Source organism: Dyella sp. CR10 (assembly GCF_055814425.1).
Genome location: NZ_CP185986.1, coordinates 701,713 through 713,864 on the forward strand (window position 1 = coordinate 701,713; position 12,152 = coordinate 713,864).

General features: G+C 65.3%; 14 protein-coding genes. 10 read left to right on the forward strand and 4 right to left on the reverse strand.

Going from position 1 to position 12,152, the window contains the following annotated elements; all coding sequences use genetic code 11:
• The first annotated feature begins 4 nt into the window (after window positions 1-4).
• From secY to ACNR9O_RS03250, 8 genes are all read left to right on the forward strand, one after another.
• Complete coding sequence (gene secY / locus ACNR9O_RS03215; RefSeq protein WP_473682950.1) at window positions 5-1,330, forward strand: preprotein translocase subunit SecY; 1,326 nt, start codon at window positions 5-7, stop codon at window positions 1,328-1,330.
• Between the two features lie 131 nt (window positions 1,331-1,461).
• Window positions 1,462-1,818 (forward strand): 30S ribosomal protein S13, encoded by a 357-nt coding sequence (gene rpsM / locus ACNR9O_RS03220; RefSeq protein ID WP_167257911.1) that lies wholly within the window; start codon window positions 1,462-1,464, stop codon window positions 1,816-1,818.
• Between the two features lie 12 nt (window positions 1,819-1,830).
• Window positions 1,831-2,217, forward strand: coding sequence for a 30S ribosomal protein S11 (rpsK, locus tag ACNR9O_RS03225; RefSeq protein ID WP_007513384.1), 387 nt, complete (start codon window positions 1,831-1,833; stop codon window positions 2,215-2,217).
• A gap of 13 nt (window positions 2,218-2,230) precedes the next feature.
• Window positions 2,231-2,857: a 30S ribosomal protein S4 gene (gene rpsD / locus ACNR9O_RS03230; RefSeq protein WP_026635853.1), complete on the forward strand. Its 627-nt coding sequence runs from the start codon at window positions 2,231-2,233 to the stop codon at window positions 2,855-2,857.
• A gap of 16 nt (window positions 2,858-2,873) precedes the next feature.
• The gene (locus ACNR9O_RS03235; RefSeq protein WP_473682944.1) at window positions 2,874-3,872 is read left to right on the forward strand and encodes a DNA-directed RNA polymerase subunit alpha; all 999 of its coding nucleotides are present in this window, start codon (window positions 2,874-2,876) and stop codon (window positions 3,870-3,872) included.
• A gap of 210 nt (window positions 3,873-4,082) precedes the next feature.
• Complete coding sequence (rplQ, locus tag ACNR9O_RS03240; protein ID WP_473682942.1) at window positions 4,083-4,469, forward strand: 50S ribosomal protein L17; 387 nt, start codon at window positions 4,083-4,085, stop codon at window positions 4,467-4,469.
• Between the two features lie 183 nt (window positions 4,470-4,652).
• Entirely contained in the window at window positions 4,653-5,156 is a 504-nt protein-coding gene (locus ACNR9O_RS03245; protein ID WP_473682940.1) for a disulfide bond formation protein B, read from the forward strand.
• Window positions 5,157-5,199: 43 nt separating this feature from the next.
• The gene (locus ACNR9O_RS03250) at window positions 5,200-6,570 is read left to right on the forward strand and encodes a class II 3-deoxy-7-phosphoheptulonate synthase (RefSeq protein WP_473682938.1); all 1,371 of its coding nucleotides are present in this window, start codon (window positions 5,200-5,202) and stop codon (window positions 6,568-6,570) included.
• A gap of 82 nt (window positions 6,571-6,652) precedes the next feature.
• Here the strand turns inward: ACNR9O_RS03250 and ACNR9O_RS03255 are convergent, their stop codons facing one another.
• Window positions 6,653-8,263 (reverse strand): amidase, encoded by a 1,611-nt coding sequence (locus ACNR9O_RS03255; RefSeq protein WP_473682936.1) that lies wholly within the window; start codon window positions 8,261-8,263, stop codon window positions 6,653-6,655.
• 91 nt (window positions 8,264-8,354) lie between these two features.
• On the opposite strand from ACNR9O_RS03255, the gene ACNR9O_RS03260 reads away from it, so the two are divergent.
• Together ACNR9O_RS03260 and ACNR9O_RS03265 are read left to right on the forward strand one after the other, a co-directional pair.
• Window positions 8,355-9,110 carry a c-type cytochrome gene (locus tag ACNR9O_RS03260; protein WP_473682934.1) on the forward strand — a complete coding sequence of 252 codons (756 nt, stop codon included), beginning with the start codon at window positions 8,355-8,357 and terminating at the stop codon, window positions 9,108-9,110.
• Window positions 9,107-10,396: a c-type cytochrome gene (locus ACNR9O_RS03265; protein WP_473682932.1), complete on the forward strand. Its 1,290-nt coding sequence runs from the start codon at window positions 9,107-9,109 to the stop codon at window positions 10,394-10,396. Before ACNR9O_RS03260 ends, ACNR9O_RS03265 begins: the two co-directional genes overlap by 4 nt.
• Before the next feature lie 57 nt (window positions 10,397-10,453).
• Here the strand turns inward: ACNR9O_RS03265 and ACNR9O_RS03270 are convergent, their stop codons facing one another.
• From ACNR9O_RS03270 to ACNR9O_RS03280, 3 genes are read right to left on the reverse strand one after another with little or no spacing between them, the layout of a single operon-like run.
• Window positions 10,454-10,798, reverse strand: a complete 345-nt coding sequence (locus tag ACNR9O_RS03270; RefSeq protein ID WP_473682930.1) for a GFA family protein — start codon at window positions 10,796-10,798, stop codon at window positions 10,454-10,456.
• Between the two features lie 44 nt (window positions 10,799-10,842).
• Window positions 10,843-11,385 (reverse strand): mismatch-specific DNA-glycosylase, encoded by a 543-nt coding sequence (locus ACNR9O_RS03275; RefSeq protein ID WP_473682928.1) that lies wholly within the window; start codon window positions 11,383-11,385, stop codon window positions 10,843-10,845.
• On the reverse strand, window positions 11,372-12,082 hold the full coding sequence (locus ACNR9O_RS03280) for a Dph6-related ATP pyrophosphatase (protein WP_473682926.1): 711 nt from the start codon (window positions 12,080-12,082) through the stop codon (window positions 11,372-11,374). Before ACNR9O_RS03280 ends, ACNR9O_RS03275 begins: the two co-directional genes overlap by 14 nt.
• Between the last annotated feature and the right edge of the window lie 70 nt (window positions 12,083-12,152).

Sequence of the window (12,152 nt, forward strand, 5' to 3'; positions counted from 1 at the left end):
TCACGTGGCGGCAGCCCAGGGCTCTTCGCTCGGATCGCTCGGCAAGCTGACTGAACTGCGTCAGCGCATCTTCTTTGTAATCGGTGCGCTGATCGTTTTCCGTCTCGGCTCCTTCATCCCCGTTCCGGGTGTAAATCCGGAGGCGATGACCAGCTTGATTGAGTCGGGTGGCGGCCTGATGAACATGTTCAACATGTTTTCCGGCGGCTCTCTGGCCCGTTTCTCGGTGTTCGCATTGGGCGTGGTCCCGTACATCTCCGCATCCATCGTGGTGCAGATGATGGGCGCCGTGATTCCCAGCCTGCAGGCGCTGCGCAAGGAAGGGGAGGCTGGTCGCCGCAAGATGACCACCTACACCCGCTTCGGTACCGTCGGCCTGGCCGCTTTTCAGGCCTTCGGCATTGCCGTTGCTCTGCAGAAGCAGGTTGCACAGGGCGGTGCGCCGGTGGTCTATACGCCGGGCATGGGCTTCATCCTGGCATCGATCGTCGGCCTCACTGCCGGCACGATGTTCCTGATGTGGCTGGGCGAGCAGATCACGGAGCGTGGCATCGGCAACGGCATCTCCCTGTTGATCTTCGCCGGCATCGTGGCGGGTCTTCCGGGTGCGGTGGCGCATACGTTGACCATGGCGAGTAATGGCGAGCTGTCGGTCATCAAGATGATCCTCGTGGTCGTGGTAATCCTCGGCGTGACGGCGGTCGTGGTGTTCATGGAGCGCGCTCAACGGCGTATTACCGTGAACTATGCAAGGCGATCCGGTGGGCAGCGTGCCTACATGAACCAGACGTCGCATCTTCCGTTGAAGATCAACATGGCTGGTGTGATCCCGCCGATCTTCGCGTCGAGCTTGCTGATGTTCCCGGCGACTGCCGCTACTTGGTTCACCGCTGGCAATCAGTCGCGCTGGCTGCAGGAGCTCACTCAGGCGCTTACGCCGGGCGAGCCGCTGTACGACATCGTGTTTGCGGTCCTGGTGATCACCTTCGCCTTCTTCTATACGGCGATCGTGTTCAATTCCCAGGAAACCGCCGACAACCTCAAGCGGTCGGGTGCGCTCATTCCGGGCATCCGTCCTGGTCGTTCGACGGCCGACTACATCGATAACGTCATGACCCGGTTGACCGGTGTCGGCGCGTTGTACCTGGTGCTGGTCTGTCTGGTGCCGTCGTTCATGCAAAAGGCTTGGCATGTCCCGTTCTACTTCGGCGGCACCTCTCTGCTGATCGTGGTGGTCGTGGTGATGGACTTTACTGCCCAGGTGCAAGCGCATTTGGTCAGTCACCAATATGAAAGTCTGCTCAAGAAGGCCAATCTCCGCCGCAACTGAGGCTGCTGGGGTGGTGGAGAAGGGCCTAAATCGGAGAGTGGCGGCCTCGGGCCGCAGGGCTTTCCTGTCGGGTTAATTCAGGTTAGAATTGCGCGTTTACCGCGCACGAAACGCATCGGAGAAAGTACATCATGGCGCGCATCGCGGGTGTCAATTTGCCGGTCCACAAGCACGTGTGGGTTGGCCTGCAAAGCATTTACGGCATCGGCCGCAGCCGGGCCAAGAAGGTCTGCGCGGACGCTGGCGTGGTTCCCACCACGCCGATCAAGTCCCTCAGCGAGGGCGAGGTGGAGAAGCTCCGCCAGGAAATCGGCAAGTACGTCGTCGAAGGCGACCTGCGCCGCGAAGTCGGTATCGCCATCAAGCGCTTGATGGACCTGGGTTGCTACCGCGGTCTGCGTCATCGCCGTGGTCTGCCGGTGCGCGGCCAGCGCACGCGTACCAACGCTCGCACCCGCAAGGGCCCGCGTCGCGCGATCAAGAAGTAACGGATTCCTATTATGGCTAAGCCCGTCAAGACCAAGAAGAAGATCAAGCGCGTTGTCACGGATGCCGTGGCCCACGTGCAGGCCTCCTTCAACAACACCATCGTCACCATCACCGACCGCCAGGGCAACGCTCTGTCGTGGGCCACTGCCGGCGGCGCGGGTTTCCGCGGCTCCCGCAAGTCCACGCCGTTCGCCGCCCAGGTGGCCGCCGAGAAGGCCGGCCGCGCCGCTGGCGACTACGGCGTGAAGACGGTCGAGGTGCGCATCAAGGGCCCCGGCCCGGGCCGCGAGTCGGCCGTGCGTTCGCTGAACGCGCTGGGCTACAAGGTCCTGAACATCATCGACGTCACGCCGATTCCGCATAACGGCTGCCGTCCCCCCAAGAAGCGTCGCGTCTAAGGAGCTATAGACCATGGCACGTTATCGTGGAGCTACCTGCAAACTCGCGCGTCGTGAGGGTTCGGACCTGAGCCTGAAGAGCCCGGCGCGCGCTATCGACTCCAAGTGCAAGCTGGAGAACAAGCCCGGCCAGCATGGCGCCAACAAGCGCATGCGCATGTCGGATTACGCCCTGCAGCTGCGTGAGAAGCAGAAGGTCAAGCGCATCTATGGTGTGCTCGAGCGTCAGTTCAGCAACTACTACAGCAAGGCATCGACCCTGAAGGGCAACACGGGTGAGAACCTGCTGCGCCTGCTGGAGAGCCGTCTGGACAACGTCGTTTACCGCATGGGTTTTGCAGTCACCCGCGCGCAGGCTCGTCAGCTGGTCAGCCATAAGGCTGTGCTGGTCAACGGCAAGAAGGTGAACATCCCGTCCTACCAGGTCCGTCCGGGCGATCAGGTTGCGCTGACCGAGCGCGCGCGCACTCAGCTGCGCGTCCAGGAAGCGGCGACCGTTTTCGACACCATGGACTTGCGTCCGCAGTGGGTCGAAGTGGACGCCAAGAAGTTCGAGGGAACCTTCAAGGCTGTGCCGGATCGTGGCGATCTGCCGTCCGACATCAACGAAAGCCTGATCGTCGAGCTTTATTCGAAGTAATTTACCGGAGCCCTGCATGGCAGTTTCGTCAACTAGCGTGTTGCGGCCTCGCGGCCTCAGCGTCGAGCAGCTCGGACCGAACCGCGCCAAGGTGGTGGTTGAGCCGCTCGAGCGTGGTTTCGGCCACACCCTGGGCAACGCGCTGCGCCGCGTGTTGCTCTCTTCGATCCCCGGCAGCGCCATTGTCGAGGTCGAGATCGACGGCGTGCTTCATGAGTACACCACCCTCGAGGGTCTGCAGGAGGACGTGATCGAAGTCCTGCTGAACCTCAAGGAAGTGGCCATTCGCCAGCATACGGGCGACGAAGTCACGCTGACCCTGTCCAAGAAGGGACGGGGCGTGGTCACCGCCGGCGACATCGCCGTCGACCACACGGTGGAAATCGTCAACCCCGAGCACGTGATCTGCCACCTGACCAAGGACATCGCGCTCAACATGCGCCTGAAGGTGCGTCGTGGCGTCGGTTACCAGCCGGCCAGCGCGCGCCAGCATCCCGATGAGGAGGCCCGTCCTATCGGCCGCCTGCAGCTGGATGCTTCGTTCGCACCGGTGCTGCGCGTGGCTTACGAAGTGGATGCCGCTCGCGTCGAGCAGCGTACCAACCTCGACAAGCTCGTGCTGGACATCGAGACCAACGGCACCATTGGCGCCGAGGATGCGGTCCGCAAGGCGGCGGAGATCCTCAACGACCAGCTGTCGGTGTTCGGTGACTTCTCGCGTCGCGAGAGCGCGACGGACAAGGCGGAGAAGGGCGGTTTTGACCCGCTGCTGCTGCGTCCGATCGACGATCTGGAGCTCACCGTGCGTTCGGCGAACTGCCTGAAGGCCGAGAGCATCTACTACATCGGCGATCTGGTGCAGAAGACCGAGGTCGAACTGCTCAAGACCCCGAACCTCGGCAAGAAGTCGCTGACCGAGATCAAGGACGTCCTGGGCGGCCGTGGCCTCGCGCTCGGCATGAAGCTCGAGAACTGGCCGCCGCCGGGCCTGTCGCACGGCATGCAGCTGGGCTGATGCAATCCGGGGCGATCGGTATTCGATCGCCCCGCGCAGTTGGAAGATCCGGTGGATGCCGCCGCGCAGTTCTGCCGGAAGCTGGAAGCGGTCCATAGAGGCCGCGCTCTTATAACAAGGCGTTCTTAGAGCCTTGAATAGCGGGTAACCGCGGGAAGTCGGACCATCCTGGCCGGCTTTTCATAACAACAGACCAAGAGAGTAATCACCATGCGCCACCAGAAATCCGGTCGCAAGCTCAATCGTACGAGCAGCCATCGCGAAGCGATGTTCAAGAACATGGCCGCGTCGCTGATCAAGCACGAGCTGATCCGCACCACGCTTCCCAAGGCGAAAGAACTCCGTCGCATTGCCGAGCCGCTCATCACGCTCGCCAAGACCGATGGCGTCGCCAACCGCCGCCTGGCTTTCGCGCGTCTGCGCGACAAGCAAGCCGTGGGCAAGCTGTTCGTCGAGCTCGGCCCGCGCTACCGCCAGCGTCCCGGCGGCTACCTGCGTATCCTCAAGTGCGGCTTCCGCGCTGGCGACAACGCGCCGATGGCCTACGTCGAGCTGGTTGATCGGCCGCGTGTCGAGGCGGCTGCCGACGCCGAGTAAGCGTCAGCTCGTATAGCAAGTACTGAAGCCCCGGCAGGGATTCCCGCCGGGGCTTTTTCTTTTGGCCCTGGGGAAGTCGCAGCTGCTGCCAGCAACGGCAAAAAGCTATGGGACGGAAGCGTGCTGACAGCGTCACGGCGAGCGGGTAATGTCGCCGTTCCGCACCGCAGCAGCCCCAAGCACATGAACCCATTCCGCTGGTCGTACCGCGTCACCTACCTGGTCGGCTTCCTTATCTGCGCCGGGCTGCTCGGTTTCGCGCTTTATGCCGAACATGTTCTGCACATGGAGCCTTGCCCGCTGTGCATCTTTCAGCGTATCGCCTTCATGGTGATGGGCGTATTTTTCCTGATAGGCGCCATTCACGGGCCCACGGGCAAAGGAGCGCGTTGGGTCTATGCGGCGGGCGTCATCCTCGGCGGCCTGGGCGGTATCGTGACGGCGGCACGCCACCTTTGGATTCAGACGTTGCCCGCAGATCAGGTGCCCGCCTGCGGCCCCAATCTGACCTACATGATGGATGCGTTCCCCATGGCCAAGGTCCTGAAGATGGTGTTCACCGGCTCCGGCGAATGCGCCAAGGTCGAGCCCATTCTCGGCCTGCCGATGCCGGCCTGGACGCTGTTCTGGTACGTCGTGCTGCTCGCGCTCGCCATTCGCGCCGCGGCCAGCCGCAGCCGCGCGTGAATCGTACGGCTGATTGTTTCGAGCAAGAGGAAAGCGCTTCGCCATGAACGCCAATATGCAGATGTCATCCGCGTCCGTCTCGTGGGCGCCGGATTCTTGGCAGCGCCGTACTGCCTTGCAGCAGCCACTCTACGAGAATCCCGAAGAGTTGGCGCGGGCCACCGGGCACCTCGCGCGCCTGCCGCCGCTAGTGACTTCCTGGGAGGTGCTGGCGTTGAAGCAAGCCATCGCCGAAGCGCAGGAAGGCGAGCGTTTTCTCCTGCAAGGTGGCGATTGCGCGGAAAGCTTCGCCGACTGCACCAGCCCGGTGATCTCCAATCGGCTCAAGGTGCTGCTGCAGATGAGCCTGGTGATGGTCCACGGCCTAAGGAAGCCGGTGCTGCGCGTGGGGCGGTTCGCCGGCCAGTACGCCAAACCGCGCTCGACGGACACCGAGACCCGTGACGGCATCACGCTGCCTAGTTTTCGCGGCGATCTGGTCAACAGCCCCGACTTCACCCCCGCCGCTCGCCGCGCCGATCCGCAGCGCCTGATCCAGGCCCATGCGCATTCCGCGCTCACCATGAACTTCGTGCGTGCGCTGATCGATGGCGGCTTCGCGGACCTGCACCACCCGGAGTACTGGGATCTCGCCTGGGTCGAGCATTCGCCGCTGGCCACAGAGTACCGCCGCATGGTGGCCGGTATCGGCGACTCGCTGCGCTTCATGGAAACGCTGGCCGGGCCGATCGCCAGCTTCACCCGTGTCGATTTCTTTACTTCGCATGAGGCGCTGCTGCTGCATTACGAGCAAGCGCTGACCCGCCAGGTACCGCGCCACAGCGGATGGTTCAACCTGTCCACGCACTTCCCCTGGATCGGCATGCGCACGGCCGCTCTGGACGGCGCGCATGTGGAGTACTTCCGTGGCATCCGCAACCCGGTCGCGGTGAAAGTGGGGCCTTCGGTCACGCCAGACCAGCTGTTGCCGCTGATCGATGCTCTAAACCCGGACGACGAGCCCGGCCGGCTCACCCTGATCCATCGCATGGGCAACGCGAAGATCGCCGAAGCACTGCCGCCGCTGCTGGAAGCGGTGAAGCGTGCCGGACGTCGTGTGCTATGGGTCGCCGACCCGATGCACGGCAATACCGAGAGCACGTCCAACGGCTACAAGACGCGCCGCTTCGACAATATCCGGGGAGAGCTCGACCAGTCCTTCGACATTCACGCGGCCGCCGGCACACGCCTGGGCGGCGTACATCTGGAGCTGACCGGCGAAGATGTCACCGAATGCATGGGCGGCGCGCGCGACTTGAGCGAAGCGGACCTCGATCGCGCCTACAAGTCCACGGTGGATCCGCGTCTGAACTACGAGCAGTCGCTGGAACTGGCCATGCTCATCGTGCGCAAGTCGCAGAAAGGCAACAGCTGAGTCCGACCACGACGGCCAGCTCGCGTTCGAACGAAGGGGCGCGACGGCGCCCCTTCGCTGTTTCCGGCAAGCCGGCTTTCGCTTATCGACCCGCCTCGTCCGCGAGCACCGGCTTGCCGCCCACCGTGTCGAGGAACTTCGGCGGCTGCCACGCCTTGGCGTGTTGCTCGAAGCCATAAGCAACGGCGATCAGCGTCGGTTCGCTCCACCTGGCGCCGAACAGCACGATGCCTACCGGCAAGTCATGAGCGAAGCCGGCCGGCACAGTGATGGACGGATAGCCGGCCACCGCCGCGGGCTGTGAGGCGCCGCCGACGGTCGGGTCGCCGCTGACCACGTGATCGCCGAGCACCGGGTCCGTCACGAAAGTGGGCCCCCAGGACGGCGCGAGCAGTGCATCCAGGTGATCCTTGGCCAGCGCCGCATCGATACCCTCAGGGCCGGCCAGCCGCCGTGCCTTCGCCTGGGCTTCGACGTAGGTCCGATCGGTCAGCGGCCCCTTCGCCTGCGCCTGTTCGAACAGTTCCTGGCCGAACCAGGGCATCTCGCGATCGGCCTCGTGTTTGTTGAAGGCGATCAGGTCTTCCAGCGTTTTCATCTTCGTGCCGGTGCGCGTGGCGAGATAGGCCTGCATGTCGTGCTTCAGGTCGTAAAGCAGCACGGTCATCTCCGCGTCGCCCAGCTCCTTCAGGTGCGGGATTTCCACCGGGTCCACGATCACCGCGCCCTGCGCTTTCATCAGCGCGATGGATTGCTCGAGAACGCGATCGGCGTTCGGTTCCGCACCGGCGAGCTGGCGCACCACACCGATGCGCTTGCCTTTGAGGCCATCGGGATCGAGGAAGCGCGTGTAGTCGGTGGCATGTCGATCGGCCTCGACCGTGGCCGGATCGCGCGGGTCGCTGCCGGCGATCGCGCCGAGTACGGCGGCGGCATCGGCCACGCTGCGCGCCATCGGGCCTGCCGTGTCCTGGTTGTGGCTGATCGGGATGATGCCGCTGCGGCTGACCAGGCCGACGGTCGGCTTGATGCCGACGATGCCGTTGGCCGCAGCAGGGCAGATGATCGAGCCGTCCGTTTCGGAGCCGATCGCCACCGTCGCCAGGCCAGCGGCCACCGCAGCGCCGGAGCCCGCGCTGGAGCCGCATGGGTTCCGGTCCAGCGCATACGGATTGCGTGTCTGTCCGCCACGTGCGCTCCAGCCGCTGCTGGCATGGCTTGAGCGCATGTTGGCCCACTCGCTGAGGTTGGTCTTGCCGAGAATCAGGGCGCCGCTCTTGCGCAGCCGTGCCACCAGGCCCGCATCGTGCGAGGCCGGCGGTGCGTCGGCCAATGCCAGAGAGCCGGCGGTGGTGAGCATGCGGTCGCCGGTATCGATGTTGTCTTTCAGCAGCACGGGGATGCCGTGCAACGCGCCCTTCGATGGCTGTCTGTCGAGTTGGGTGGCCAGTTGCAGGGCATCCGGATTGGTCTGCAGCACCGACTTCAGCGCGGGGCCGTCCTGATCGATGCGGCGGATCCGGTCCAGGAACAGGCGCGTGAGCGCTTCGCTGCGCAACTGGCCAGTATCCATGCGCTGATGCAAATCCTTGATCGACGCCCAGGCCAATGAGGGTTCGGCCTCCTGGGCGGTCAGCGCGGAGCTGGCGAAAAGGGTCGCGGCGAGCGATAGCGAAAGCGGCAGGCGGGGCACGGCGGTCTCCTGGGCGCGGCATGATGTCGCGAGGCGGCAGCTTAGCGGCTTCCGCGCCGGCGAAGCGCAGGGCGGCGCCTATAATCCAGCGATGGATACGAGAGCCCTGCTGTGCCAGGCCCGGCGTGTGTGCACCGCCGTCCTGTTGCTCGCCGTCGCCGGCTTTGCCGGTACCGCGCATGCCCAGGCGACGGAAGCGGCACCCGCCGTGCCCGACACGCTCAAGCAGCGCATCGCCAGCTGCACCGCTTGCCACGGCGCGCATGGCGAGGGCACCCCGGAGAGCGGGTTCTTCCCGCGCCTCGCCGGCAAGCCGGCGGGTTATCTCGCTCGCCAGCTGAAGGATTTTCAGGACGGCCTGCGCAAATACGGTCCGATGGAATACACGGTGCGCCATCTGTCGCCCGAGTACATGCACGAGATCGCCGAGTACTTCGCCACGCAGGAGGTGCCTTATGTGCGCTCGCCCTTGCCGCGTCTGTCGCCGGAGCAGCTCAAGCGCGGCGAAGCTCTGGCCACGCAGGGCGATGCGTCACGCCAGATTCCGCCATGCGCCGCCTGCCACGGCACGCAGCTCACCGGCGTGCAGCCGGATGTGCCCGGCCTGGTCGGCCTGCCTTATGACTACGTGAGTTCCCAGCTCGGTTCCTGGCGCACCAAGACACGGGCCACCGTGGCGCCGGACTGCATGGCGCAGATCGCCAACCGCCTGAGCGCCGACGACATCAGCGCGGTCTCCGCATGGCTGGCCAGCCGCGAGCTGCCGTCGGACATGCATGCGCAGCCGGCCGGCACGATCAAGCCGCCGCTACGTTGTGGCGTGCTCGGCGAAGGGGATGGCGCATGAAGGTTTTCCGTATCGGTCTGATCGCGGTGGTGCTCGTCGGCCTCGGGCTGACGGGGTGGCTGTTCCTGCGCGGCGGCGGGCAGCCGGTGTCGCGCGAGGCGAGCAAGCTGGACGCGGCCGCGCTCAAGGATCCCGCGCTGATCGCCAAGGGCGAATACCTCACCGTCGCGGGCGATTGCGCGTCCTGCCATACCGAACAGGGCGGCACCCGCTTCGCCGGCGGCCGCGTGGTCGGCACGCCGTTCGGCGACGTGCCGGCGCCCAACCTCACACCCGATCGCGCGACCGGCCTGGGCGACTGGAGCTTCGAGGCGTTCTGGCGCGCCTTGCACAGCGGCGTGAACCGGCAGGGCGAATTCCTCTATCCGGCCTTCCCCTATACCTCCTACACCAAGGTGTCGCGCGACGACGCGCTGGCGATCTTCGCCTACCTGCAGTCGCTGCCGCCGGTGCGCCAGGAGGCCAGACCGCTGGGACTGGGTTTCCCCTACAGCGTGCGCAACACGTTGAAGGCTTGGCGCGCGCTGTACTTCCAGGAAGGCGAGTACACGACCGATGCCACGAAATCCGCGGCATGGAATCGCGGCGCCTACCTCGTGCAGGGCCTGGGGCATTGCAACGAGTGCCACGTGGCGCGCGACGCGCTCGGCGGCATGCGCAACGATCAGGCGCTGTCCGGCGGCCAGATCCCGGTGCAGAACTGGTACGCACCAGACCTCAGCACGCAGGCCAACGGCGGCCTCGAGGGTTGGAGCGGAAAGGACATCGTCGACCTGCTGAAGACCGGCCAGTCTGCCAAGGGCACCGCGTTCGGCCCGATGGCCGAGGTCGTGGCACGCAGTACGCAGCACATGAGCAACGAAGACCTGCAGGCCATCGCGACGTATCTGCAATCGCTGCCGGCGCGCCCGCGCGTGTCGTATGAGCCTTCTCCGCTCGATACCACGGCCATGCTTGCCGAGGGCTCGAAGATATACGAGCAGCGTTGTGCCAGTTGCCACGGCAAGGACGGCAACGGCGTCGCAGGCGTGTATCCGCCGCTCAGCGGCAACTCCTCGGTCAACGAGCCGACCGGCATCAACGCGATCCGCGTGGTTCTGCTGGGCGGCTTCCCGCCAGCCACCCGGGACAACCCGCGCCCGTATTCGATGCCGCCGTTCGCGCAGCAGCTGAAAGACAGCGAGGTCGCATCGGTGGTCACCTACATCCGCCAGGCCTGGAACAACAAGGCGCCGCTGGTGCAGGAGCGCGACGTGATCAAGTACCGGCACACGCCGATCGATTGAATGTCGTCGTTCGTTTTGCACCGCCCCGGTCCGCCGGGGCGATGCGTTTTTCGGGTTTCAGTAACGGCGGCCGTCGACCGGGATGCGCTTGAGCGCGGCCAGGTCGATGTCTTCGAGGCAGCGCGCGTTGATTGCGATCATCGCCTTGCCGTCCGGCGCTGTGCCCATCGCATACGGCGCGCAGCCGCAGCGAAGGCAGAAGTGGTGGTCGATCGCATGCTTGTTGAAGTGGTAGGTGCCGAGGGCGCCTTCCTCGGCCTGCACGCGCGCTTCGTCGCGTGGCACGAACCACAACAGATAGCCCTTGCGGCTGCAGTGCGAACAATTGCACTCCATGACCTGCGCGGGAGTGCCTTCGACCTGCAGGGTGACCGCGCCGCAGTGACAACTTCCTTTGAGCATGGCGAATCCTTGTGTGGAGAAGTTATGCGCGAGTGCCGCGCACCCTAGGCACGGCGGCTCTCTTCGGCCATGCCGTCCGGGCGCACTCCGATAAGCACCGACAGCGCCAGCCATGGCGCGAGATCCCAATGCCCGCGCGCCTGACCGGAGGGCGAAGGCAGTACGAACAGGCGGCTGGCGCCGATGCGTTCCGGTTGCAGCCCATAATCCGCCGCGCGTCCCAGCGCGGCGCGTGCGGCGGCTTTGCTGGTGAAGGCTAGGACGCCGGGCGTATAGCGCTCGATCTTCGCGCACAGCGCGGGCAGGTCGAAGGCATCGCGCGGCAGTTCGTCGTCGTTGCCGACATGCTGCTTGGACAGGTCGGTCAGCCCGATGCCATAGCCGGACAGCAAAGGGTATTCCGCGGGTGCGAGCAAGCGAGGCGTCAATCCGGCCATGAACAGTGCGCGCCAGAACATGTTGCCGGGATGCGCGTAATAGGCCTGCTCGTCGGCCGAACGCCGGCCGGCCGCGGTGCCGCAGAACACCAGCGAGAGGCCCGGCTGCAGCACGTCGGGCAGGATGTGCGCGCGTTCAAGCGGATGCATTGGCGAGCAGGAAATCGGTGTACTGGAAACGTCCGTCGCGCAGCGTGGATTCACCGCGGCGCAAGGCGAGCGGACGCCGGAACAGCGGGCCGTCATGGCATAGCGTGTGGAACTCGCCACGCTCGCCGCAGGGATCGACGCCGGCCGGCAGCGCATCCAGCAGCGCGTTGTCGAACGGCCGTCCGCAGAACGCGGCGTCCAGCTGCTGCGTGTCGACACAGCACAGCATGGCGCGATGGCCCGCGCCGACGAAATGACGCGCCAGCGCCGCGGTGTCTTCGCCCCACAACGGAAAGATGGCCCGCCATCCTTCGCGTCCGAGCTGTCGCACGCGGTAATCGCGCACGTCGGCGAGAAACAGATCGCCGAACGCACAATGCCGGATGCCTGGCCAACGCCTACGCGCCTCGGCCAGGGCTTTGGCGTGCGCTTCTTCGTAGGCCTCATTGCTGCCAGGCCAATCCAGTTCCACTTCAAGCAGGGGCAGGCCGATGGCCTCCGCCTGCGCGCGCAGTACGTCGCGCCGCGTGCCGTGCATGGCGACGCGCTGGTAGGTGCGATTGACCGTGGCGAGCAGGCCGGCTGGCTGCCAGCGGGGCTCGCGCCGCAGGCGGTCCAAGGCCATCAGGCAGTCCTTGCCGCCGCTCCAGGCCAGCAGAATGGGATCCGGTTGCATGGCGGCTACTTTAGCGTTCATGCGTGTGACGTTCATGCGCCGACCACGCGCCATGGACATGGCCTGCGGCAGGGTAGGCACCGTTGTGGCC